Raw genomic sequence first — 23,545 nt, 5'->3', positions numbered from 1 at the left:
TGGTCGGCGAGGTTGAGCTGAGCGGCGTTGTGGTTGGGAGTGTATAAGAGCCGGTTCCAGAAGCGCGCCGCGAGATGCAGGGGCAGCGGGCGGCGGCTGCCGGCGCTGGCCGCCAGCGCCACCAGCAGCGCGCCGAACCCGGCCAGGGTCACCACCAGGCGCAACCGGTCCGCGCTGCGCCAGGACCGGCTGCCGTACAGCAGCCCGCCCACCGCGCTGCCGGAGGCGATGGCGGCGAACAGCACGCCGAGGTCGTCGGCCGAGCCGAAGCGCTGCTCGGCCATGCCGGCCATGGACACGTCCAGCAGCCCGAAGCCGATGCTCATCGCCGCCATCACGGTCAGCACCGCGGGGATGCCCACCGCGCGCAGCACGCCCAGCCCGGCACCGGCCCCGACGGAGGTCTCCGTGCGGGCGGCGGGCGACAGCCGCCGGCGCGGGCCCGCGCAGCGGCAGTAGGCCAGCGTGCCGCCGGCGAGCATCAGGGCGGTCACCAGCAGGGGCACCACCGGCGGCCCGACGGCCAGCAGCAACGTCAGCAGCAGCGGCCCGGCGACGAAGAGCGTCTCCACGGCCACCGCGTCCAGCGCGTAGCCGCGGCGGCGCAGCCCCTCGTCGGGCACCACGGCCCGCCAGGTGGTGCGCATCGCCGGGCTCAGGGGCGGGAACGTCAGCCCGGCGCCGAGGGCGAGCAGGACCAGGACGGCCGCGGGCACGGCGGACGCGGCGACGGCCGCGGTCAGCACGACCAGCAGGGCCGCGCTCGCGGTGGCCGTGGGCACCAGCACGCGCGGCTGCCCGTGCCGGTCCAGCCCGCGCCCCCAGAAGGGGGTGCCCAGCGCCAGCCCCACGGCGAAGACCCCGGTCACCAGACCCGCCAGGTCCCAGGCGTCGCGCTGGTCCCGCACCAGGAGCACCAGCCCCAGGGGAGCCGTCGCGATGGGGACCCGGGCCACCACGGACGCCGAGAAGGGAGCCGCCACCCGCGGATCGCGCAGCAGCGCGACGTACCCCGCCATATCACCGTTCCAGTCGCTCGGCCGGGGCCCGCGCCCCGGCGCCGGCGGCCCGCCGGCCCTCGCAGCCTGCCACAGCCGAGCCCGGCGAGCTGGACCGGTTCAGGCGGCGCTGCGGGCGGCGATCGCGGCGGGGCGTGCGGCGAGGCGTCAGGCGGTGCCGATGCGGGCGCACCCGCCGCCGGCCGCGCGCGCGGCGCTCAGCGCGGCGCCGGCCTGCCGGACGGCCTCGGCGGCGGTGGCCGCGCGCGCGGGCGCCAGGCTCGCGCCCACGCTGGCGACCACGCCGGTGCCCGGGTCGGTGGGTGCCCAGCGCTCCACGGCGTGCAGCAGCGCGTCGGCGGCCCGTTCGACCGTCACCTCCGCCACGGCCGGGCGCAGTCCCGTCAGCAGCACCGCGTGCAGGCCGGGGGCCAGCGCCAGCCAGCGGCCCGCGGCGCGCACGGCCGAGCGCATCCGGCGCTCCAGGACCGTGCCGCACGGCGCGCCGGCGTGGGCGGTGACCTCCACCAGCAGCAGCGCGGTCCCGGTGCCCAGGCGCAGGTCGTCGTCCAGCGCGAGCTCCAGGGCGTGCTCCAGCGACCGCTGCGGCGCCGGGTGCGCGAGGGCGCGGACGGGCGGGGCGGGCAGGGTGCTGGTGGCGGTCACCGCGCCTGCATCGGCCGGCAGCGCGGTCGTCTTGAGCGCCCCGGCGGCGTGCGGCCGAAACGTTCGACATCGTCGAACGCCTGTCGTTGACGCCCCCCGGTGCGGCTCCTAACGTCCCCGACCGCGGCCAGCGAGCCGCCCGTCGACTCAACGAGGAGTTCCCCCAATGGCCGAGACACGATCGGCACCCGTGGCACCGCCCGTGGTCCACCGCCAGCCGACCCTCGCCGGCGAGATGCTGGCCGAGTTCGCCGGCACCGCCATCCTCATCCTCTTCGGCGTCGGTGTCGTCGCCCAGGTCGTCGCCGGACAGAACGGCGGCGACGACTCGATCCACTGGGCCTGGGGCCTGGGGGTCACCTTCGGCGTCTACGTCGCCGGCCGCACCAGCGGCGCGCACCTGAACCCCGCCGTGACCCTCGCCCTGGCGGTCTTCAAGGGCTTCGCCTGGCGCAAGGTCCTCCCGTACAGCGTCGCCCAGTTCCTCGGCGCCTTCGTCGCCGCGCTGATCGTCCGCTGGGTGTACGCCGACGCCACCGCCACCGTGGACCCCGGCACGACCTTCGACACGCAGGGCATCTACTCCACCCTGCCGGGCGAGGGCGTCAGCATCGGCACCGCGTTCCTCGACCAGGTCGTCGGCACGGCGATCCTCGTCTTCCTCATCTTCGCGGTCACCGAACTGCGGGCCACGCCGCCGGCGGCGAACCTCGCCCCGTTCATCATCGGCCTGATCGTCGTGGCCATCGGCTTCGCCTGGGGCAGCAACGCCGGCTACGCCATCAACCCGGCCCGCGACTTCGGCCCCCGCCTGGCGTCCTTCTTCACCGGCTACTCCACGGCGATGCGTGAACCCGGCGGGCAGTTCTACTTCTGGGTCCCCATCGTCGCCCCGCTGATCGGCGCCCTGATCGGTGGCGCCCTCTACCGCGTCCTCATCGAGCGCCACCTGCCCGACCAGGAGGACGAGCAGCAGCCCGCCGGGCGCGTCCCGGCCGAGGACGACTGACCGCCGGCGGCGGCACCCCTTCCCGACACCTGCAGAGAGGCAGCACGAACATGGCCAACGACAGCGCAGCCCGGTACGTCGGAGCGGTCGACCAGGGCACCACGTCCACCCGCTTCATGGTCTTCGACCACGGCGGCAACGAGGTGGCCAAGTACCAGCTCGAGCACACCCAGATCATGACGAAGCCCGGCTGGGTGGAGCACGACCCCATCGAGATCTGGGAGCGCACCAGCTCGGTCATCCAGTCGGGCCTGCGCCAGGCGAAGCTGACCGCGAGCGACCTCGTGGCGCTCGGCATCACCAACCAGCGCGAGACGGCGGTGGTCTGGAACAAGAAGACCGGGCGCCCCTACTACAACGCGATCGTCTGGCAGGACACCCGCACCGACCGGATCGCCTCGGCGCTGGACCGCGACGAGCGCGGCCAGAAGATCCGGCAGAAGACCGGCCTGCCGCCCGCGCCGTACTTCTCCGGCGGCAAGGTGCAGTGGATCCTGGAGAACGTCGAGGGCGTGCGCGAGGCCGCCGAGAACGGCGACGCCGTCTTCGGCAACACCGACTCGTGGCTCATCTGGAACCTCACCGGTGGCCCCCGTGGTGGCGTCCACGTCACCGACGTCACCAACGCCAGCCGCACCATGCTCATGGACCTGGAGACCCTCGACTGGGACGACGAGCTGCTGGAGATCTTCGGCATCCCCCGCTCGATGCTCCCGGAGATCAAGCCGTCCTCGTGCACCGAGGGCTACGGCACCACCCTGGAGACCGGCCCGCTGGGCGGCGAAGTGAAGCTCACCGGCATCCTCGGCGACCAGCAGTCCGCCATGGTCGGCCAGGTCTGCTTCGACCCGGGCATGGCCAAGAACACCTACGGCACCGGCAACTTCATGCTGCTGAACACCGGCACCGAGCTGGTGCGCTCCAAGGCCGGCCTGCTGACGACGGTGTGCTACCAGTTCAACGACGAGAAGCCCGTGTACGCGCTGGAGGGTTCCATCGCGGTGACCGGCTCGGCCGTGCAGTGGCTGCGCGACCAGCTCGGCATCATCTCCGGCGCCGCCGAGTCCGAGTCGCTGGCCCGCCAGGTCGCGGACTCCGGCGGCTGCTACTTCGTGCCCGCCTTCTCCGGCCTGTTCGCCCCGTACTGGCGCTCGGACGCGCGCGGCGCGATCGTCGGCCTGTCGCGGTACAACACGAACGCGCACATCGCCCGCGCCACGCTGGAGTCGATCTGCTACCAGAGCCGCGACGTCACCGAGGCGATGGCCGAGGACTCCGGCGTGGCCGTGGAGGTCCTCAAGGTCGACGGCGGCATCACCGCGAACACGCTGTGCATGCAGCTGCAGGCGGACGTCCTCGGCGTCCCGGTCTCCAAGCCCGTCGTCGCCGAGACGACCGCCCTGGGCGCCGCCTACGCGGCCGGCCTGGCGGTCGGGTTCTGGAAGAACATCGACGAGCTGCGCGAGAACTGGAACGAGGGCGCCCGCTGGGAGCCGACGTGGACCGACGAGCAGCGCACGGACGGCTACAAGGGCTGGAAGAAGGCCGTGCAGCGCACGCTGGACTGGGTGGACGTCGACTGACGCCCGCGAGGACGTGACCGCGCGCGGGCGGGGACACCCCGCCCGCGCGCTCCGCGGCAGCAGGCCGCACGATGGACGAGACGCTCGATCTGGAGGACACGACGTGGACACCAAACCGCTGTCGCCGCAGGCGCGGCAGGACGCGCTGCGCGAGATGGCCGAGGGCGAGCTGGACGTGCTCGTCGTCGGCGGGGGGGTCGTCGGCACCGGTGCCGCGCTGGACGCGGTGACCCGCGGCCTGCGCACCGGGCTGGTGGAGGCCCGCGACTGGGCCAGCGGCACCTCGAGCCGGTCCAGCAAGCTCGTCCACGGCGGCCTGCGCTACCTGGAGATGCTCGACTTCGCCCTCGTGCACGAGGCGCTGCGCGAGCGCGGGCTGCTGCGCAACAAGCTGGCCCCGCACCTGGTCAAGCCCGTGCCGTTCCTGTACCCGCTGACCAAGCGGTTCGCCGAACGGCCCTACGTGGGTTCCGGGGTGGCCCTGTACGACGGCATGGCGCTGTCCAGCGGCAACAACCAGGGTTTCCCGCTGCACCGGCACCTCACCCGCAAGGGGGTGCAGAAGGAGGCCCCCGGCATCCGCCGCGACGCCATGGTGGGCGCCATCCAGTACTACGACGGGCAGGTCGACGACGCCCGGCACACCATGACGATCGCCCGCACCGCCGCCACCTACGGCGCGCTGTGCGCCAACCGCACCCGCGTGAAGGAGTTCCTGCGCGAGGGGGAGCGGGTCGTCGGCGCGGTCCTGGCGGACCTGGAGTCCGGGGCGGAGATCCGGGTGCGCGCCAAGCAGGTCATCAACGCCACCGGCGTGTGGACCGACGAGACCCAGCAGCTCGTGGGCGCCCGGGGGCAGTTCAAGGTGCGCGCCTCCAAGGGCATCCACCTGGTCGTCCCGCGCGACCGCATCCAGTCGAAGACCGGGATGATCCTGCGCACCGAGAAGAGCGTGCTGTTCATCATCCCGTGGGGCCGGCACTGGATCATCGGCACCACAGACACCGACTGGGACCTGGACAAGGCCCACCCGGCGGCCACCAGCGCCGACATCGACTACGTCCTCCAGCACGCCAACGGGGTCCTGAAGTCCCCGCTGACCCGGGCGGACGTGGAGGGCGTCTACGCCGGGCTGCGCCCGCTGCTGAGCGGGGAGTCGGAGTCCACCAGCAAGCTCTCGCGCGAGCACGTCGTCGGCCACCCGGTGCCCGGACTCGTCGTCGTCGCCGGCGGCAAGTACACGACGTACCGGGTGATGGCCAAGGACGCCGTGGACGTCGCGGTGGACGGCCTGGACGGCAAGGTGCCGCCCTCGATCACGGAGAACGTGCCGCTCGTGGGCGCCGAGGGCTACCACGCGCTGTGGAACCAGCGGCACCAGCTCGCCGCGCGCGCCGGCATCCACGTCGACCACGTCGAGCACCTGCTGAACCGCTACGGCTCGGCGATCGACGAGGTCCTCGCGCTCATCGAGCGGGACCGCTCCCTGGGCGAGGTCCTGCCGCACGCCGACGACTACCTGAAGGCGGAGGTCGTCTACGCCGCCACGCACGAGGGCGCCCGCCACCTCGACGACGTCCTCGCCCGGCGCACCCGCATCTCCATCGAGACCTACGACCGCGGCACCGAGAGCGCGGAGCTCGTCGCGCAACTGGTCGGCGACGCGCTGGGCTGGGACGAGGAGCGCCGTGCCACGGAGGTGCGCACCTACCTGGAGCGGGTCGCCGCCGAGCGCGCCTCCCAGGAGGAGCCCGACGACGCCGCCGCGGACGCGGTGCGCCTGCGCGCCCCGGAGATCGTGCCGGTCTGACGCCTCCCGGCCCCGGAGGGCCCCGCCCACCGCACCGCGGCGGGCGGGGCCCTCAGAACGTGCCGGTGAGGCGCTTGAGGAACCGCTGCGTGCGTTCCTCGCGCGGCGCCTCCAGCACGGCCGCCGGCGCGCCCTGCTCGACGACGACCCCGCCGTCCATGAACAGCACGCGGTCGGCCACCTGCCGCGCGAAGCGCATCTCGTGGGTCACCACGACCATCGTCCAGCCCTCGGCGGCCAGGTCCCTCATGACGGCGAGCACCTCGCCGACGAGCTCGGGGTCCAGCGCCGAGGTCGGCTCGTCGAACAGCATCAGCTCCGGGCGGATCGCCAGCGCCCGGGCGATGCCGACGCGCTGCTGCTGGCCGCCGGAGAGCTGGAAGGGGAACTGCTCGGCCTTGTCGGCCAGGCCGACGCGCTCCAGCAGCGCCACCGCCTCGGCGCGCACCTCCTCGCGCGGGCGGCGCTGCACGACGACGGGGCCCTCCATGACGTTCGCCAGGACGCTCAGGTGCGGGAACAGGTTGTGGCTCTGGAAGACCATGCCGCTCTGGGCGCGCAGCCGGCGCACCGCCCGCTTCGCCGCGCCGCCGCGCTCCTGCTGCGGGAACGCCACCTCGACCTCACCGATGCGCACGCTGCCCGCGTCCGGCAGCTCCAGCGCGTTGAGGGAGCGCAGCACCGTCGTCTTGCCCGAACCGGACGGGCCGATGAGCACGCTGACGGTGCCCGCCGGGGCGGTCACGTCGATGCCGCGCAGGACCTCGTGCTCCCCGAAGGCCTTGCGCAGCCCGCGCGCCTGGAGCAGCGGTGCCCCGCCCCCGGCGGCTCCCGGCGCGCCCGCCGCTCCCCGCACCGCGCTCACCTCGCCACGTACCTGTTCAGGCGCGTCTCCGCGCGGGACTGGGCGAACGAGAGCACCAGGCACACCACCCAGTAGTAGAGGGCCGCCACGCCGTACAGCGCGAAGAACTCGAACGTGGGCCCCGCGATCTGCTGGGCCTGGCGCAGCAGTTCGGTCACCTGGATCGTGGAGGCCAGCGAGGTGTCCTTCACCAGCGAGATGAGGGTGTTGGACAGCGGCGGCACGGCGACCCGCGACGCCTGCGGCAGCACGATGCGGCGCATCGTCGTGGGGTAGTCCATCCCGATCGTCAGCGCCGCCTCGGTCTGCCCGCGGGGCACGGAGAGGATCGCGGAGCGGATGACCTCCGAGGCGTAGCCGCCGACGTTGAGGGTGAAGGCGATGACCGCGGCGGGGAAGGCGGGGATCGTCACCCCCAACGAGGGCAGCCCGTAGTAGATGAGGAACAGCTGCAGCAGCAGCGGGGTGCCGCGGATGACGGAGACGTAGGCGCGCGCAAGCCCCGAGAGCAGCCGCACGCCGGACAGTCGCATCAGGGCCACCACCAGCGCCAGGACGAGGCCGAGCACGAAGCTGATCACCGTCAGCGGGATGGTGCCCCGCACGAGCCCGCTCAGCAGCGGGCCCAGCGAGTCCAGCACCAGCTGCCACGTGCTCGCGTCCACGCGCCCCCCTCCGCCGTCCCCCGCGCCGGGTCAGCCGGCGGCCGGGCCGGAGACGTCCTCGCCGAACCACTTCTGCGAGATCTCCGCCAGCGTGCCGTCCGCGCGCAGGGCCTCCAGCGCGTCGCTGACCTGCTGGGCCAGCTCGGTGTCGTCGGCCGGGAAGAGGAACGCCTGCTCGGTGGTGTCCGACGTCTCGGCGGCGATCTTGATCTCGTCGTCGCCGGTGGCCTTCAGGTACTCCAGGACGGCGAGGTTGTCGTTGATCGTGACGTCCACCCGCCCCTGCTTGAGCAGGGTGACGGCCTGGGCGAAGCCCTCGACGGCCTCCACCTGCGCGCCGGCCTCGGTGGCGGTCTGCGCCCAGTTGCTCGTCGCGGACTGGGCCGACGTCTTGCCGGCCACGTCGGCCAGCGAGGTCACCGAGGTGTCGTCGGCGCGGGTGACGACGACACCGGTGGAGACCGTGTAGGGGGTGGAGAAGGCGTACCGCTCCTGCCGCTCGGGCGTGATGGAGACCTGGTTGGCCACCGCCTCGTAGCGGCCGGCCTCCATCCCCGCGATCAGCGCGTCCCAGGTGTTCTCGGAGAACTCGACCTCGCGGCCCATCTCCTCGCCGACCGCCTTCGCCACGTCGATGTCGTAGCCGACGAGCTCGTTGGTCTGCTGGTCGTGGTAGCTGAACGGCGCGTACGTGCCCTCGGTGCCGAACGTCAGGGCTTCCTCGGCGGCGGCGGAGCCGCTGCTGCTGCCGCTGTCACCACCGCCGCACGCGGCGAGGAGCCCGGTGAGGGCCAGAGCGCTGAGGGTGCCGAGGGTCCTGCGACGCATGGGGTGTGTCCTCCTGCTGCTGCTGCGCCCGACGTGGGCGCCGCGCGCCCCCGTCGGGCACGCGTGCGGGTGCAGCAGCAACCTAGGGGTCATCCATTCCCGCCGCGCGCTGCGGGCCCGGCACCCGCCCGCCGCGGACCGGGCCCGGCCGCCTCGTGCAGCGCCGCGTAGAAGGGGCGCAGCGCGTCGGCGACCCCGTCGGCGCCCGGACCCAGGACCGCCGCGTCCAGGTCGTCCGCGGCGGTGCGTCCCGGTGCGCGCCGCACCACGCTCAGCTCCGGCGGTTCCGCGCTCAGCCGGTGGAACGCGACGGGGTCCACGGGCAGCGCCTCGGCAGCGGGGGAGGGGCCGGAGGCGGCGGCCTCCACCCGGCGCAGCAGCGCCGCCGGGGCGGCCCCGCGCAGCAGCAGGACCACGGCGGGTTCGGCGTCGGCGTGCTCGGCGAGGGCGTGCAGCAGGGCCGCGGCGTGCTCGCACGCGCCCTCGCCGTCGTGCGGGCAGCTGCAGTCGTGGGTGAGGTCGCCGGGGGAGGGCAGCAGGTCCAGGCCGACCTCGTCGAGCAGGCCGGCGAGCACCGGCGGCACGTCGCCGCCGGCCAGCGGGGCGATGAGCAGCGGGTTGTCCACCAGGACCGCCGTGAGCGCGTCCAGCTCGGCCGGGCCCCACCGGCGCACGCCCACCTCCACCAGCCACGGCCTTGGGCGTTCGCCCTGCACGCGGGCGGTGACCGCCCCGGCGCGCACGCGCAGCTCGCCCACCGCCCCCGCGACGGCGAGCTCGGCGCCGCGGCGCCAGGCGGCGGGGTCGTGGCCGCGCTCCAGGGCGGGGGGCAGGGCGGTGAGCAGGCGGCGCGACCAGCGGGTCGCGGCGGGGCGCGGTGCGCTGCGGCGCGACGCGCCGCGGTGCCCCGTGCCGGGGCGCGCGTCGCCGGGTGCGGTGCGGCGGTACCGGGCCACGCCCTCAGTCCCCGACCGCGTCGGCGCCCAGGCGCAGCAGCTCGTGCAGCGCCTCGTCGTCCAGCTCGGTGATCCAGCGCTCGCCGCTGCCGACGACCGTTCCGGCCAGCTCGCGCTTGCGGGCGATGACCTCGTCCACCTTCTCCTCCACGGTCCCGGTGCTGACGAGCGTGCGCACCTGCACCGCGCGGCGCTGCCCGATGCGGTGCGCGCGGTCGGTGGCCTGGTCCTCCACCGCGGGGTTCCACCAGCGGTCCAGGTGCACGACGTGGTTGGCGGCGGTGAGGTTCAGCCCCGTGCCGGCCGCGCGCAGCGACAGCAGCAGCACCGGGGGGCCGTCCTCGCGGGCGAAGTCCGCCACGACCGCGTCGCGGCGGGTGCGGGGCAGCCCGCCGTGCAGGAACGGCACGCGCCGGCCGGTCAGCTCGGACAGGTGCGGGGCCAGCAGGTGCCCGAACTCCGCGAAGCGGGTGAAGCACAGCACCTTCTCGCCCTCGGCCAGCGCGGTGCCCACGACGTCGTCGAGGACCTCCAGCTTGCCGGAGCGGTGCCGGCCGCGGTGCAGCACGCCGGAGCCGTCGCCGAGGTAGTGCGCCGGGTGGTTGCACACCTGCGCCAGGCGGGTCAGGGCCCCCAGGACCAGCCCGCGCCGGCCCTGGTCCTCGGCGTCGGCGAGGCGGGCGAGCAGCCGGTCCAGCACCGCCCGGTACAGGGCGGCCTGCTCGGCGGTGAGGTTCGCGCGGACCGTCATCTCGACGCGCGCCGGCAGGTCGGGGGCGACCTCGGGGTCGGTCTTGACGCGGCGCAGCACGAACGGGCGGGTCACCAGCGCCAGCCGCTGCGCGGGCGCGGTGTGGCCGAGCTTCTCCACCGGCACGGCGAAGGTGTCGCGGAAGCTCGCCGCGGTGCCCAGCAGCCCGGGGTTCACGGCGTCCAGCACGGCGCGCAGGTCCTCCAGGCGGTTCTCCACCGGGGTGCCCGTCAGCGCGACGCGGTGCCCGGCGGGCACGGCCCGCACGGCGCGCGCGGCGCGGGTGGCGGCGTTCTTGACGTGCTGCGCCTCGTCCAGCGCCAGGCGCCGCCAGCGCACGGCGGCCAGGTCCTCGGCGTCGCGCACGAGCAGCCCGTACGTGGTGACGACGAGGTCGTGCGCGGCGGCGGTGCGGGCCAGGTGCTCGCCGCGGGGGCGGCCGGGGCCGTGGTGCAGGTGCACGCGCAGCGCGGGGGTGAACCGCGCGGCCTCGGCGGCCCAGTTGCCGACCAGGCTCGTCGGGCACACCAGCAGCGTGGGCGCACCGGCACCGGCACCGGCACCGGCACCGGCACCGGCACCGGCACCCGGCCCGCCGCGTTCGTGCAGCTCCAGCGCGAGCAGCTGCAGCGTCTTGCCCAGGCCCATGTCGTCGGCGAGCACGGCCCCCAGCCCCAGCTCCGCCATCGCGGCCAGCCAGGCGACGCCGCGGCGCTGGTAGGGGCGCAGCCGCGCGGTCAGGCCCGATGGGTCGGGCAGCTCGGCGTCCGGCTGCTCGGTGTCCGGCTGCTCGGTGTCCGGCGGCCCGGCGCGACCGGCGAGCACCTCGCCCAGCGCGCCGCGGGCGTGGACGCCGGTGACGGGCGCCGGCAGGTCGCGCGCCGACCCCAGGCCGGTGAGCAGGTCCAGGACGGTGGCCCGTCCGCTGCCGCGCCGTCGCAGGAACTCCGCGCTGCGCCGCAGCGCCTCGCGGTCCACCTGCACCCACTCGCCGCGGAAGCGCACCAGGGGCTCGCGGGAGGCGGCCAGCGCGCGCAGCTCGGCCTCGGTGACGGGGGCGTCGCCCAGCGCCGCGCGCCACTCGAAGGAGACCAGGTCCGCCCGGCGCAGCCGGGGGTTCGTGACGACCCCGGGCTGCGCGGCCCCGGCGTGCAGCGCCAGGCCCACGCTGCGGCGGGTCCAGTGCCGCGGCAGCTGCAGGGCGACGCCCGCGGCGGTCAGCTTCGGGCCGCCCACCTCCACCAGGTCCAGCAGCTCGGCGGCGCCGATCTCGACGTCGGCGTCGCCGGCACCGGCGAGCAGCCGCTTCAGCGGCGGGTGCGCCGCGGCGGCCCGGGCGGTGCGGGCCATGAGCAGCAGCAGCGGGTCCTCGCCCGCACCGGGCCCCGCGCCGGCCCCGGACTCCGCGCGCACCTCCTGCAGCGTCAGCGCCAGGCTGGGCTCGTCGACGGGCCGCAGCCGCGCCTGCAGCCGCCAGCGCTGCTCGTCCCCGTCGGGCCCCGGCGGCGGTTCGAGCACGCGCAGCACCAGGTCGTAGCCGCCGTCGTCGCCGCTGCGGTGCCAGTCGCGCACCCGGTGCGCCAGGGACCGCGGCTGCACGTCGTCTGGCACCGGCGCACCAGTGGCCAGCGAGCGCACCCAGGCGGCCGGGCCGGGCCCCAGCGCGTCGGTGCGCGGGCGCACGTGCTCGGTGCGGGCGCTGACGAGCAGGTCGGTCAGCGTCGCGCACACCTCGTCGGCCAGGGCGGCGGCGCTGGGCGGCGGGGTGCGCGGCGGGCGCGCCTCGCAGCGCACCAGGGCCGGCGCGAGCTCGGCCAGGGCGGTGCGCCAGCGGCCGAAGCGCTTGTCGGGCAGCGGCACCCAGCGGGCGTGCGCCGCGCCGTCGGCCTCGTGCAGGGCCGGCACGACGGAGCCGGCGTCCACGGCGGCCCGCGCCCCGAGCGCCACGTGCGCCAGCCAGCGCAGGCCGTCGCCGGCGACCGCCCGGGCCGGGCCGGCCTCCCCGGCCGGCTGCCCGCCCAGCACCTCGGTCAGGACGTCGAGGGCGGCGTCGCCGCGCAGCTCGACCACGGGGACCGGCACCGGGCGCAGCAGCAGGTCCGCGCGCGGCCGGGCGCTCGCGGCGGCGGGGCGGCCGGCGGGGGTGCACGGCAGGTCCAGGACGAGCCGGCGGGCGACCGGCCGGGCCAGCGCGGCGGCCAGGTGCACCGCCCGCGGGGCAGCCGAGGCGAGCGCGGCCAGGTCCGCCGGGCGGGCCGCGCCGGGGAGGCGGCGGGGCGCCTCGACCCACAGCGCCAGGGTGCCCGCCCGCGTCCACAGCCCGTTCACGCGCGGGGCCGGGGAGCGGGGCGCGGGAGCGGTGGGCACGCGGGGAGGTTAGGGGGTGCCGCCGACAGATCGCCGGAACCCGTGGGGCAAACGCTTTCCATCACGGCGCCGCGGTGCCAGGATGGTTCGGTGACCGCTCCACCGCCGGATCGGCTCCTCGACGGGGACCGTCCGCTGCGCTCGGCCCTGCGCCTGCTGGGCACCCACCGCCGGCGGGTCGCCGGGGCCGTGGCGTTCATGGCGGTCAAGGAGACGCCGCTGTGGCTGATGCCGGTCATCACCGGCAGGGTCATCGACGTGCTGGTGGCCGGCGGCCCGGTGCGCCGGCTGTGGCTGTGGACGGCCGTCGCCGTGGTGGCGCTCGTGCAGAACTACCCGTGCATGGTGCAGTACACCAAGCGCTACATGGGGGCGGTCCGCACGATCGGCGCCGACCTGCGCAACGCGCTCGCCGAGCGGCTGCAGAACCTGTCCATCGGTTTCCACACGCGCGTGAGCAGCTCCGTCGTGCAGACCAAGGTCGTGCGCGACGTGGAGAACGTCGAGCTGATGTTCCAGCAGATCGCCCACCCGCTGCTGTCGGCGACGATGGTGGTGCTCGGCGCCGTCGTGATGACCGCCCTGGCCGTCCCGCAGTTCCTGCCGTTCTACGCGCTGACGATCCCGCTGGCGGTCCTGCTGCGGTACGTCCTGGCCAAGCGCTCGCGGCAGCGCAACGAGGAGCTGCGCCGCGAGGTCGAGCGGTTCTCCGCCCGGGTGGGGGAGATGGCCACCCTCGTCCCCATCACCCGCGCCCACGCGCTGGAGCGAACCGCCGCCGAGCGGGTCGCGGCCGGGGCCCGCGAGGTGCGCGAGGCGGGTTTCCGGCTGGACGTGCTCAACGGGCGCTTCAGCGCGCTGTCGTGGGTGAGCCTGCAGCTGCTGGGCGTGCTGTGCCTGGTCCTGGCCGCGTTCGCGTCCCTCACCGGCGCGCTGGAGATCACTCCCGGGCAGGTGGTGCAGCTGTCCTCGTACTTCACCCTGCTGACCGGTGCGGTGACGAACCTGCTCATGCTGCTGCCGGTCGGCGCGCGGGGGCTGGAGTCGATCCGCTCGATCGCCGAGGTCCTCACCGAACCGGACCTGGAGGAGAACGAGGGCAAGGACCCCGTCGCCACCGTGCGCGGCGCGCTGGCGCTGCGGGACGTGCGCTACCGCTACCCGGGCGCCGTCGAGGACGCGCTCGCCGGCGTGACCCTCGACGTGCGGCCGGGCGAGACGGTGGCGTTCGTGGGTTCCTCCGGCTCGGGCAAGTCGACGCTGCTGAACCTGGTGCTGGGTTTCGTGCGCCCCACGAGCGGGCAGCTGCTCGTCGACGGCACCGACGCGGCCACCCTCGACCTGCGCACCGTGCGCCGGCACGTGTCGGTCGTGCCGCAGGAGTCGGTGCTCTTCGAGGGGTCGGTGCGCGAGAACGTCACCTACGGCCTGCCCGACGTCGACGACGAGAAGGTCCGCCGGGCCCTCGCCGACGCCAACGCCGCGAGCTTCGTGGACGCCCTGCCGCACGGGTGGCACACGGTCGTGGGCGAGCGCGGTGCCCGGCTGTCCGGCGGGCAGCGCCAGCGCCTCGCCATCGCCCGCGCCCTGGTGCGCGACCCGCAGGTGCTCCTGCTGGACGAGGCCACCTCCGCGCTGGACGCGGAGTCGGAGGCAACGGTGCAGCAGGCGCTGCACCGCCTCATGCGCGGGCGCACCACGCTCGTCGTCGCGCACCGGCTGTCCACGGTCCGCGCGGCGGACCGGATCGTCGTCCTGGACCGGGGTCGCGTCGCCGAGAGCGGAACCCACGAGGAGCTGCTCGCCACCGGCGGCCGCTACGCCGAGCTCCAGCAGGCGCAGCGGCTGTGACCGCACCGACCGCACCGACCCGACGACCGACCGGACCCCTGGAGGACCAAGCCGTGGAGAACCTCGCGCAGGACACCCGCCCGCAGGCCCCCGCCCACCTCACCGTGGACGACCTGGCCCGCCCGCTGAGCGCGGGCCCCTCGCCCCGGTTCGGCTGGCTGCCGCAGCACCCCGGCGGCGACCAGGTGCAGACCGCCTACCAGGTGCGCCTGCTGGACGCGGTGACCGGGCGGCTGGTGGCCGACACCGGCCGGGTCGACTCGCCGGAGTTCCAGCAGGTGCGCTGCCCCGTCCCGGACCTGCCGCCGGGGGAGGCGTTCACCTGGACGGTGCGCACCTGGGACCGCGACGGCGCCGTCTCGCCGTACGCGCCCGAGGAGGGTTTCGACACCGCCCTGACCGACCGCGACTGGTCCGGGGCGCAGTGGGTCCGGCGGGTCCCCGCGCCGCCGGCGACGGGGTCGGGCACCACGTCCCTGGACGCCTACGACGACTACACCCTGGCCCGGCGCGAGGTGGACGTCCCGGTCTCACCCGTGGTGCGGGCCCGGGTGCACGTCGCGGCGAGCAAGCAGTACGAGCTGCACCTGGACGGCGTCGTCGTCGCCCGCGGCCACGCGTTCGGCTACCCCTCGGAGGGCTACTCCCAGACCACCGACGTCACCGCGCACGTGCGCGCCGGGACCCGCCTGGCGATCGGGGTCGTCTACCACTACTGGGTGGGGACCTGCCAGGGGAACCCCCCGGGCCCGGACGGGCACCCCTCGGGGTTCCTGCTCAAGCTCGTCGCCGACCACGCCGACGGCAGCCGCACCACCGTCGTCAGCGACGGGACCTGGCGCGTGGCGCGCGCCCCGCAGTGGTGCGCCCCCGAGGTCGACGACGTCCCCGGCAGCCCGCGCCGCTACACCGAGCGCTACCGCAACGACGACGCCGGCGACTACTGGGAGGAGTACGACGCCCGCGCCGAACCGGACGGGTGGGACCGGCCCGGCTACGACGGGCGGGGCGCGAGCTGGGAGGAACCCGTCGTCGTGGGCGAGCACCCGCTGCCGGCGCGCGCCGACGGGACGCCGGAGTTCACCCGCTTGAACGCGCAGGAGACCCGGCTGGAGCGCACCGAGCGCGAGGCGGTGTCGCTGGACCGGCTGCCGGACGGCACGCTCGTCGCGGACCTCGGGCAGGTGGTCTCGGCCGTCCCCGTGCTGCGGTTCCGCCGCGGCGTCGCCGGCCGGCGGGTGCGGGTGCTGACCGGCTACACCCTCGACCCCGACGGGCGCGTGGCCACCGACCGCACCTCCACGCAGGGCAGCCGCACGTGGTTCGACCTCGTGCAGCGCGACGGTGAGCAGGAGGTGCGGCCCTTCACGTACTGGGGTTTCCGCTACGTGCAGCTGGACGCGGACGCCGTGGCGGGCGAGGAACTGACGTGCGCCGACGTGCGCGCGGTGGTGCAGCACACCGAGGCCCCGCACCCGGCGGCCTTCTCCAGCTCCGAGGCGGTGCTGGACGAGGTGTTCGAGCTCATGCGGCACTCGGCGCTGGTGTGCGCCCAGGAGCAGTTCCTGGACACCCCGACCCGGGAGAAGGGCCAGTTCACCGCCGACGCGATCAACATCTCGGCCGCCACCACGGCCGCGTGCGGGGAACGCGCGCTGACCCGGCAGGCGATCCGCGAGATCGTCGCCTCCCAGGCGCGGTACTGGTGCGAGGGGGAGTTCCGCGGTCGAGTCAACGCCGTCTACCCCAACGGCGACGGCCCGCGCGACATCCCCGACTTCACCGAGATGGTCCCGGGGTGGGTGTGGCAGCACCACGTCGAGACCGGTGACCTCGAACTGCCCGAGCAGGTGTACCCGGCGCTGGTGGAGATCGGCGAGTACGTGCAGCGCGCCACCGACCCGGCCACCGGGCTGGTCACGGCGCTGCCCGGCGGCGGTTCGCGCGGCCGGGAGAACGCCGTGTACCGGCAGGGCATCGTGGACTGGCCGGCCGCCATGCGGTACGGCTACGACTGGGACGGCACGCTCGACGGGGTGCGCACGCCCGTGAACGCCTGGGCGGTCGACGCGCACGCGTCGCTGGCTCGGCTGGCACGGGCGCTGGGCCGGCCGGCCGACGAGGTGGCGCGGCACGAGCAGCGCGCCGCTGCGCTGGTGCGCGCGGTGAACACCCGGCTGCGCCGCCCCGACGGCGCCTACGTCGACGGCCTGGCCCCCGACGGGACGCCCTCGGCGGGCGCCGCGCAGATCTCCAGCTCGCTGCCGCTCGCGCTGGGGTTCGTGCCCGAGGCGGACGTCGCCGCCGTCGCCGACCACGTGCAGTCCCTGGGGATGAACCAGGGCCCGATGACGGCGCACCGGCTGCTGCAGGCGCTGGCCGCCGCCGGGCGCGCGGACGCGGTGCTGCGCCTGCTCACCGACCCGCACGCGGACGGCTGGGCGAACGTCCTGGCCCGCGGCGGCACCTGCTGCTGGGAGCAGTGGAACCCCGTGGCGGACAACAGCTACTCGCACGGCTGGGGCGCGCAGGCGGTCGTGGACGTCCAGGAGGTGCTGCTGGGCGTGCGGATCGCCGCCCCCGGCGCGGCCCTGGTGGAGGTGCGGCCCCCGGTGTGCGCGCTGCGGCGCGCGGCCGGCACCCGCTGGACGCAGCGCGGGCCGGTGCAGGTGCGCTGGTCGCGCGAGGAGGGCACCGGCACGCGGCTGGAGGTGGACGTGCCCGTGGGCGTCAGCGCGCGCGTCGTCCTGCCGGCCGACTCGCCGGGCGCGCGCGGCGAGGGCCGCCCGCGACTGCTCGAGGAGGGCGCCGGCCGGGTGACCCACCTCGTGGGCAGCGGGACGAGCACGTTCGGCCGGGGCGCTTGAGGCGGCTCACGCCTCCTGGCGCGGGGACCCGGGGCGGGGCAGGCGTGGCCCGCTCTCGTCGAGGGCCTGCTGCACCCCCTCGGCCGCGCGCAGCGCCAGCGCGCCGCCCGCGGCGGTGAGCACCGCGGCGGCCACCTGACCGGCGGCCCCCAGCGCCTCGACGCCGCCCACGAACGGCACCACGGCCGCCGCCGCGGCGGCCGCCAGCAGCAGGACGCGCCGCGAACGGGGGTGCGCGGTGAGCGCCGGCGGGGCCAGCGCCGGCAGCACCAGCAGCAGGGCGCACAGCACGACCGCTGCGACGAGGACCGTGCCGGGCGCGCGCAGCCCTCCGGCGGCGGCCGTGGCGGCGTAGGCCACCGCCCACGCGGTGGGCAGCCCTCTCCACGTCCTCGCCCCCGCGACGCCGGTGCTGTCCACGACCCCTCCCACCTGCGAGGAGAACCCTGCGCCCGGCCCCGCGTCAAGACCCCGACCCGGGATCCGGGCCGGGATCCCGGGTCGATCAGGGGCAGCGCGCCCCGGGGTCAGCCGCGCACCACCCGGTAGCGGCACACCAGCACGCCGGTGGGGCTCGTCGTCGCGGACACGAGCTCCAGCGGCCGCGCGCGCCCGTCGGCGGGGAAGACGCTCTTGCCGCCGCCGAGCAGGACCGGGTTCAGCGCCAGCTGGTACTCGTCGACGAGGTCCTGCTCGGCCAGCTGCGTGGCCAGGGAGGCGCTGCCCATCACCTGCAGCACGCCGCCCGCGCCGGCGCCGCCGTCCTCGCGCAGCCGGCGCACCGCACCGATCGCGTCGTCGGCGGGCAGCAGGTGCGAACCCCGCCAGGTCAGGTCGGCGGGGGTGAGGGTGCGCGAGGCGACGTGCTTGGGGATCGAGTTCATCCGGTCGGTGAACTCGTCGCCGTCCCCGCCGCGCTCGGGCCAGGCGGCGGCCATGGTCCGCCAGGTGCGGGCGCCGAACAGCAGCGCCTCCGTCTCGCCCATGAGGGCGTCGACCGCCCCGCCGAGCACCTCGGGGTCGAAGTGCGGCATCGACCAGCCGCCGTGGGCGAAACCCCCGTCGGTGTCCTCCTCGGCCCCGCCGGGTGCCTGCACGACGCCGTCCAGGCTCGTGAACTCGCTGACGACGATCCTCATCGCTGCTCCTCGGTCTCCTGCGCCACCACGTCCCGCTGTGACCGGCGCGGGTGGGGGAACTCATCGTCGATCCGGGGCGCGGGGGGTGTCGAGGGGGTGCGCCCCTCGGCGGTCTTGACGACGACGACCCCGGCGAGCACGAGGGCGCCGCCGGCGAGCTGCACCGCGCCGGGGCGCTGGTCCAGCAGGAGCGCGGCGAAGACGACCGCTGCCAGGACCTCCAGCAGCGCCAGGAACGAGGCGACCCGCGAGCCGAGGCGGCGCCCGGCCGCGACGCCGGTGGCGTAGGCGAGGGCGGCGGTCACCAGCCCCAGCGGCAGCAGCGGGACCCACCACGCCACGCTCCCCGGCGCGTACGGGACGGTCGCGGTGGCGAACCGCACCGGCAGCAGCCCGGCCAGGGCCAGGGCACCCAGGGCCGTGGCGCCGACGGCGAGCCCGCCGCCGGCCAGGGCCAGCGGCGGCAGCCCCGTGCCGGTGTCGGCGGAGATCAGGAAGTAGGCGGTGGCGCCCACCATCGCGCCGAACGCCCACGCGACGCCGGACAGCGCCAGGTCCGCCCCGGAGAACAGGTCCAGCACGAGCACGAGCCCGCCGGCGGCGAGCACGGCCCCGGCCAGGGTGGCCGGGGCCGGGCGGCTGCCGGTGCGCAGCCAGGTCCAGGCGACCACGGCGACCGGGGCGGTGTACTCGATGAGCAGGGCCGGGCCGACGTCCATCGTCGCCACCGCGGAGAAGTAGCAGAACTGCGCTCCGGCCACGGCGAGCAGCCCGTAGAGCACGACCGTGCGCCAGGAGCGCCGCAGGGCGCCCCACCGCCCGCGCAGGCTCCACGCCGCGGCGGGGGCCAGCACCAGGGCGGCCAGTGCGATCCGCACGAGGACCACGGCGCCGGGGGTCCACCCGGTGTCCAGCAGGCCGCGGGCGAGGGCGCCGGAGAGGCCGAAGGAGGCCGCCGAGACGACGGCGAAGGCGGCACCGCCGGTCCCGCTGGTGGGGGAGCGCCGGGTGTCACCGGTCACCGAGGTCATGGCAGATGACAGTAGGGACGGCCCGCGTAAGGTGTCAACGTGGTTTTCGCCCATGACACCGAGGCGGCGCTGCTGTCCGCCGTCGCGCTCGTCAACACCGCCGGGGAACCGGACGCGCTCACGAGCGTCGAGGACCTCGACACCTGGTACCAGGAGCACGGCTACACCGGCCGCCGCGACGGCGACGCCGCCGAGCTGGCCGAGGTGCGGGCGCTGCGCCCCGTGCTGCGCGAGCTGCTGGTCGCCGACCGCGACCGCGCCGCCGTCCTGGTCAACGACCTGCTCGCGGACGCGCGCGCCCTGCCGCGGCTCGTGCGCCACGGGGAGCAGGACTGGCACCTGCACGCCGTCGCCGACGACGCCCCGCTGACGCGCCGCGTCGCGGTGGAGACGGCGATGGCCGTCGTCGACGTCGTGCGCACGGGGGAGGGCTCGCGCCTGTCCGTGTGCGCCGACGACGGCTGCGACGGGCTCGTGCTGGACCTCAGCCGCAACCGGTCCCGGCGCTTCTGCAGCACCGCCTGCGCCAACCGCAACGCGGTGGCCGCCTACCGCGCGCGCCGGCGCTCGCGGTAGGCGCCGCGCCGGCGCTCAGGTGCCGTCGTGGACCGTGACGGCGTAGCCGTCGGGGTCGGCGAAGGTGAAGGTGCGCCCGAACGGCCCGTCGGCCGGGGCGCTGAGGATCGGCGTGCCCGCGGCGGCAAGGTCGTCGTGCAGCCCCTGGGCGTCGTCGGCGCGCAGCCACAGCGCGACGCCCAGGCCGGGGTGCGGGGCGGCGTCCAGGTCGACGCCGGGCAGCGGTTCGCGCACGGCGAAGGGGATCGGCGCGGTGTCGAAGACGACCGCGTGCGGCGGGCCGGCGGGTGCGCGGCGCAGGCCCAGCCGGGTCTCGTAGAAGGCGGCGGCGCGCTCCAGGTCGCGCACCTGCAGCGCCAGGAAGTCGGGTCCGGTGACGGTCACGCGGGGCTCCTTCGATGTCAGGGACTTGACACCCGGAGTCTGCGCCGGGCCCTCGATCTGTGTCAAGCTCTTGACGTGAGTCGAGACGAGGCGGTGGGACCGCTGGAGGAGTCGGTCGGCTACGCGCTCAAGCGGGCCGCCGCCGCGCTGCGCGGCGCGATGGAGTCGGCGCTGCGGCCGCTGGAGCTGACCGTGCCGCAGTACGCGTGCCTGGAGCTGCTCGGGCAGCAGCCGGGGCTGTCCAACGCCGAACTGGCGCGCGGGGCGTTCGTCACCCGCCAGGCCACGAACGGCGTGCTGCGCGGCCTGGAGGAGCGGGGGCTGGTCACCCGCCCCGGCACCGCCCCGCACGGCCGGGCGCTGCCCGCCGAGCTGACCGCGGGCGGGCGCGAACTGCTGCGCGCGGCGAGCGCCGCCGTGCGCGCGGTGGAACGGCGGATGCTGGAACCCCTCGGGGCCGGCGGGCAGCACCGGCTGCGCCAGGACCTCGCCGCCTGCACCGCCGCCCTCGGCGAGCGGCACCCCGAGGGGCCGTGACGCGCGGCGCCCCGCCGCCCGGCGCGGTGCCGGGCGACGGGGCGCGTCGCGGGGTGGGGGCCCGGTTCAGCCGCGGTGGCCGCCGCCGTGCCCGTGCCCGCGCCCGGAACCGCGGCCGGAGTCGCACCCGGAGTCCTGGTCGGCCACGAAGGACGCCACCCACGCCATCGGCGCGTTCCAGTTGATCGTGATCTCGTTGGTCGACCACGAGCCGATGTCGTCGACGTAGCAGAACTGCGCCACGCAGCCGTCGGGGAACAGCGCCGCGGTGATCGGGTCACCGCTGGTGGCGGTGGGCGAGTACGGCCCACCGGCCACCGTGCCCGCCGGCGGGTTCGGCAGCGCCGGGTCCAGCTGGTTCGCGTACATCCGCGAGTGCTGGTTCTGCGAGTACACGTCCCCGTAGCCGGTGACGTAGGAGTTGTTCAGCGCGTTGCGGCCCAGCAGGTAGTCCATGCTGCGGACCACCCCGTCGCGGTAGGCGTCCTTCCCCGTCAGGTCGAAGGCGGTGCCCAGGACCTGCAGGTTCGACAGGATCTGCGCGTTCGAGCCCCAGGCGTACTGGCCGTCCTCAGGGGCGTAGGCCTGCCCGAACGGCTGGCTCGCCTGGTCGGCGAGGAGGCGGCCGGCCGCCTCGGTCACCGAGCGCCGCACCTGCCGCAGCTCCGACTCGTTCAGCCGGCTGGGCACGGTGGCCAGGTCCAGGCGGCCCAGGGCGCCCACGTGGCCCCAGTCGAAACCGGTGGCGGGGAAGACGTCGGCGGTGTGCACGGGGGAGCGCAGCACGTCCTTGCGGAACCGCGGCTCACCGGTGGTCAGGTACAGCTCGGCGGCGGCCCAGTAGAACTCGTCGGACACGTCGTCGTCGTCGTACGGGCCGCTGCCCGGGTTCGGGTCGAGCGTCGCGTCGGGCGCCGGGGCGTACAGCTCCGGGTTCGCCCGCGCCGCGGCGTAGGCGGTGCGGGCCGCGGCGAGCAGGCGCTGCGAGAACTCCGGGTCGAACTCCGCGAACAGGCGCGCGCCCTGCGCGGCGGTCGCGGCGACGTTCAGCGTCGCGGCGGTCGAGGGCCGGTACAGCACCCGGGGCTGCGGGTCGGCAGCCGGGTCCAGCGGCAGGCCGGTCCAGTCGACGTCGGCGACCTTGTGGAACACCATCCCCTCCAGGGGACGGCCGGGCTGCACCTGCATCTTCAGGAACCACTCCAGCTCCCAGCGCGCCTCGTCCAGGACGTCCGGGACGCCGTTGCCGGACTCGGGGATCGACAGGGTGCCGTCGGCCAGCGCGCCGCGGTCCGCGGTGGGCGCGTGCAGGCTGCGCTCGTACTGCTGCAGCAGTTGCGCGACCGCGATGCCGCCGTTGACGACGTACTTGCCGTGGTCGCCGGCGTCGTACCAGCCGCCGGTGACGTCGGTGGTGTAGTCGCACGTCCACGGCTCGTCGCCCTGGGCCACGAGGATCGCCTGCGAGTCGTCGTCCAGGCTCTGGCACGGCACCGCGGTGTCGCCCTGGTTCGGGGCGACACCGACGTGGCCGGCCTCGCGGCCGTAGCCGGGGGCGAGCTCGTCGGAGATCGGGGTGCCGCTGCGGTTGGTGTAGAAGAACGTCATCGCGTCGTCGCGGAGGCGCTCGTAGGCCGCCTCGCCGATGTCGAACGGGTGGCTGGTCTCCCCGTCGGCGACCAGCACGTACTCCTCGCCGGCCTCCGCGTAGCGGGTGAAGTCGATCGTGTGGACGTTCAGGCCGGCGCTGGGGTCGACGCCGCGCGGGGTGGTCCGGCCCTTCGCGACGGTGGCACCGGCGGAGTTCTTCAGCTCCCACGGCAGCGCGCCGGTGGCCTCGGTGACCACGGTGGCGCCCTTGGGGCCGTCCGGCAGGTACGCCTCCTGGTTCACGCGCACGCGCGGGCCGGTCTCGGGCACGTACGGCGGGCGCTCGGCGCCGCCCTCGAGCGCCACGTCGTCGACGCACAACGTGTAGGCGACGGGGTTGACGACGTCCTGCTGGAAGGCGAGCTGGGCGTTCGGGTAGTCGCGCTCGGCCGTGAAGAAGTACTCGTACGTGCCGAACGCGCTCTCGAAGGCGGGTTTCACGGCGGGAAGGAACTGCTGGTAGTTGACGTCCTCCCCGCCCTGCACGACCACGCGCACCGGTCCCTCGGTGGCCGGGGTGCTGCGGGCGCGGAAGCTGAGCCGGTAGGTCTCGCCCTCCACGAGCGGGACGTCCTGCTGGATCGCCGCACCGTAGGCGTCGGTGCCGGCGGGGACGGTGGTGCAGCCGGCGCCGTCCTGCACGGAGGCGGTGGGGTAGACCGTCCAGCCGGTGGTGCCCTGGTCGAAGGTGCCGTTGGTGATCTGGTCGGCGGCCTGGGCCGCCGCGGGGGTGAGCAGGAGACCTGCGGGGACGATCAGTGCGGTGGCCGCGGTCAGCGCGCGGGCGCGGCGCTTCCGCCGGGGGTGCATCGGCACGGGGTTCCTCCTCGTTGAGAGCGCTCTCACAGCGCAGCCACAGCCTCACCCGTCGACGGGCTCCTGTCAACGCGACCCCACCCCCACCCACCGCGGGGGGGGGGGGGGGGGGGGGGGGGGGGGGGGGGGGGGGGGGGGGGGGGGGGGGGGGGGGGGGGGGGGGGGGGGGGGGGGGCGGGCGGCGCCTGCTCCTGGA

General features: G+C 75.6%; 19 protein-coding genes. 7 read left to right on the top strand and 12 right to left on the bottom strand.

Annotated elements, in window-relative coordinates:
* The coding region (locus tag ACRYM0_RS13960; RefSeq protein ID WP_432506028.1) for an MFS transporter at positions 1-1,019 on the bottom strand (1,019 nt) is incomplete at its 3' end.
* Positions 1,020-1,166: 147 nt separating this feature from the next.
* A complete protein-coding gene (locus ACRYM0_RS13955) occupies positions 1,167-1,664 on the bottom strand; it encodes a hypothetical protein (protein WP_432506026.1) in 498 nt (165 codons plus the stop codon).
* A gap of 166 nt (positions 1,665-1,830) precedes the next feature.
* Between ACRYM0_RS13955 and ACRYM0_RS13950 the strand changes: the two genes are divergently transcribed.
* The 3 genes from ACRYM0_RS13950 (at position 1,831) to ACRYM0_RS13940 (ending at position 6,066) form a co-directional block, all read left to right on the top strand.
* Positions 1,831-2,673, top strand: coding sequence for an MIP/aquaporin family protein (locus ACRYM0_RS13950; protein WP_432506024.1), 843 nt, complete (start codon positions 1,831-1,833; stop codon positions 2,671-2,673).
* A 50-nt stretch (positions 2,674-2,723) separates the two neighbouring features.
* Positions 2,724-4,256, top strand: coding sequence for a glycerol kinase GlpK (gene glpK, locus ACRYM0_RS13945; RefSeq protein ID WP_432506022.1), 1,533 nt, complete (start codon positions 2,724-2,726; stop codon positions 4,254-4,256).
* A 103-nt stretch (positions 4,257-4,359) separates the two neighbouring features.
* Positions 4,360-6,066: a glycerol-3-phosphate dehydrogenase/oxidase gene (locus ACRYM0_RS13940; RefSeq protein ID WP_432506020.1), complete on the top strand. Its 1,707-nt coding sequence runs from the start codon at positions 4,360-4,362 to the stop codon at positions 6,064-6,066.
* A 52-nt stretch (positions 6,067-6,118) separates the two neighbouring features.
* On the opposite strand, the gene ACRYM0_RS13935 is transcribed toward ACRYM0_RS13940, so the two are convergent.
* From ACRYM0_RS13935 to ACRYM0_RS13915, 5 genes are all read right to left on the bottom strand, one after another.
* A complete protein-coding gene (locus ACRYM0_RS13935) occupies positions 6,119-6,922 on the bottom strand; it encodes an amino acid ABC transporter ATP-binding protein (RefSeq protein WP_432506018.1) in 804 nt (267 codons plus the stop codon).
* 5 nt (positions 6,923-6,927) lie between these two features.
* The gene (locus ACRYM0_RS13930) at positions 6,928-7,596 is read right to left on the bottom strand and encodes an amino acid ABC transporter permease (protein WP_432506016.1); all 669 of its coding nucleotides are present in this window, start codon (positions 7,594-7,596) and stop codon (positions 6,928-6,930) included.
* 30 nt (positions 7,597-7,626) lie between these two features.
* Positions 7,627-8,424, bottom strand: coding sequence for an amino acid ABC transporter substrate-binding protein (locus tag ACRYM0_RS13925; RefSeq protein WP_432506014.1), 798 nt, complete (start codon positions 8,422-8,424; stop codon positions 7,627-7,629).
* Positions 8,425-8,513: 89 nt separating this feature from the next.
* Positions 8,514-9,380 carry an SWIM zinc finger family protein gene (locus tag ACRYM0_RS13920; protein WP_432506012.1) on the bottom strand — a complete coding sequence of 289 codons (867 nt, stop codon included), beginning with the start codon at positions 9,378-9,380 and terminating at the stop codon, positions 8,514-8,516.
* Between the two features lie 4 nt (positions 9,381-9,384).
* The gene (locus tag ACRYM0_RS13915) at positions 9,385-12,498 is read right to left on the bottom strand and encodes a DEAD/DEAH box helicase (protein WP_432506011.1); all 3,114 of its coding nucleotides are present in this window, start codon (positions 12,496-12,498) and stop codon (positions 9,385-9,387) included.
* A gap of 90 nt (positions 12,499-12,588) precedes the next feature.
* Between ACRYM0_RS13915 and ACRYM0_RS13910 the strand changes: the two genes are divergently transcribed.
* A complete protein-coding gene (locus ACRYM0_RS13910; protein WP_432506009.1) occupies positions 12,589-14,349 on the top strand; it encodes an ABC transporter ATP-binding protein in 1,761 nt (586 codons plus the stop codon).
* A 53-nt stretch (positions 14,350-14,402) separates the two neighbouring features.
* Entirely contained in the window at positions 14,403-17,216 is a 2,814-nt protein-coding gene (locus ACRYM0_RS13905) for a family 78 glycoside hydrolase catalytic domain (RefSeq protein ID WP_432506008.1), read from the top strand.
* A 6-nt stretch (positions 17,217-17,222) separates the two neighbouring features.
* Here ACRYM0_RS13905 and ACRYM0_RS13900 read toward each other — a convergent pair whose 3' ends face one another.
* The 3 genes from ACRYM0_RS13900 to ACRYM0_RS13890 form a co-directional block, all read right to left on the bottom strand.
* Positions 17,223-17,636 carry a hypothetical protein gene (locus tag ACRYM0_RS13900; RefSeq protein ID WP_432506006.1) on the bottom strand — a complete coding sequence of 138 codons (414 nt, stop codon included), beginning with the start codon at positions 17,634-17,636 and terminating at the stop codon, positions 17,223-17,225.
* A gap of 107 nt (positions 17,637-17,743) precedes the next feature.
* Positions 17,744-18,355 (bottom strand): dihydrofolate reductase family protein, encoded by a 612-nt coding sequence (locus ACRYM0_RS13895; protein ID WP_432506004.1) that lies wholly within the window; start codon positions 18,353-18,355, stop codon positions 17,744-17,746.
* Positions 18,352-19,386 carry an EamA family transporter gene (locus tag ACRYM0_RS13890; protein ID WP_432506003.1) on the bottom strand — a complete coding sequence of 345 codons (1,035 nt, stop codon included), beginning with the start codon at positions 19,384-19,386 and terminating at the stop codon, positions 18,352-18,354. Before ACRYM0_RS13890 ends, ACRYM0_RS13895 begins: the two co-directional genes overlap by 4 nt.
* Positions 19,387-19,425: 39 nt before the next feature.
* On the opposite strand from ACRYM0_RS13890, the gene ACRYM0_RS13885 reads away from it, so the two are divergent.
* The gene (locus ACRYM0_RS13885; RefSeq protein ID WP_432506001.1) at positions 19,426-19,962 is read left to right on the top strand and encodes a CGNR zinc finger domain-containing protein; all 537 of its coding nucleotides are present in this window, start codon (positions 19,426-19,428) and stop codon (positions 19,960-19,962) included.
* A gap of 15 nt (positions 19,963-19,977) precedes the next feature.
* Here the strand turns inward: ACRYM0_RS13885 and ACRYM0_RS13880 are convergent, their stop codons facing one another.
* Entirely contained in the window at positions 19,978-20,346 is a 369-nt protein-coding gene (locus tag ACRYM0_RS13880) for a VOC family protein (RefSeq protein ID WP_432505999.1), read from the bottom strand.
* A 75-nt stretch (positions 20,347-20,421) separates the two neighbouring features.
* Between ACRYM0_RS13880 and ACRYM0_RS13875 the strand changes: the two genes are divergently transcribed.
* Entirely contained in the window at positions 20,422-20,883 is a 462-nt protein-coding gene (locus ACRYM0_RS13875) for a MarR family winged helix-turn-helix transcriptional regulator (RefSeq protein WP_432505997.1), read from the top strand.
* 66 nt (positions 20,884-20,949) lie between these two features.
* Here ACRYM0_RS13875 and ACRYM0_RS13870 read toward each other — a convergent pair whose 3' ends face one another.
* On the bottom strand, positions 20,950-23,343 hold the full coding sequence (locus ACRYM0_RS13870) for a glycoside hydrolase family 9 protein (RefSeq protein WP_432506030.1): 2,394 nt from the start codon (positions 23,341-23,343) through the stop codon (positions 20,950-20,952).
* Positions 23,344-23,545 lie beyond the last annotated feature (202 nt).

Source organism: Kineococcus arenarius subsp. arenarius (genome assembly GCF_050871845.1).
GTDB lineage: Bacteria > Actinomycetota > Actinomycetes > Actinomycetales > Kineococcaceae > Kineococcus.
The sequence above is the reverse complement of the archived record's forward strand: the minus strand, read 5'-3'. Positions and strand labels throughout refer to the sequence as shown.

Excerpts from the sequence above, each read along its gene's own strand:
- ACRYM0_RS13925 (WP_432506014.1), bottom strand. The coding sequence starts at position 8,424 with ATGCGTCGCAGGACCCTCGGCACCCTCAGCGCTCTGGCCCTCACCGGG.
- ACRYM0_RS13895 (WP_432506004.1), bottom strand. The coding sequence starts at position 18,355 with ATGAGGATCGTCGTCAGCGAGTTCACGAGCCTGGACGGCGTCGTGCAG.
- ACRYM0_RS13950 (WP_432506024.1), top strand. The coding sequence starts at position 1,831 with ATGGCCGAGACACGATCGGCACCCGTGGCACCGCCCGTGGTCCACCGC.
- glpK (WP_432506022.1), top strand. The coding sequence starts at position 2,724 with ATGGCCAACGACAGCGCAGCCCGGTACGTCGGAGCGGTCGACCAGGGC.
- ACRYM0_RS13890 (WP_432506003.1), bottom strand. The coding sequence starts at position 19,386 with ATGACCTCGGTGACCGGTGACACCCGGCGCTCCCCCACCAGCGGGACC.
- ACRYM0_RS13870 (WP_432506030.1), bottom strand. The coding sequence starts at position 23,343 with ATGCACCCCCGGCGGAAGCGCCGCGCCCGCGCGCTGACCGCGGCCACC.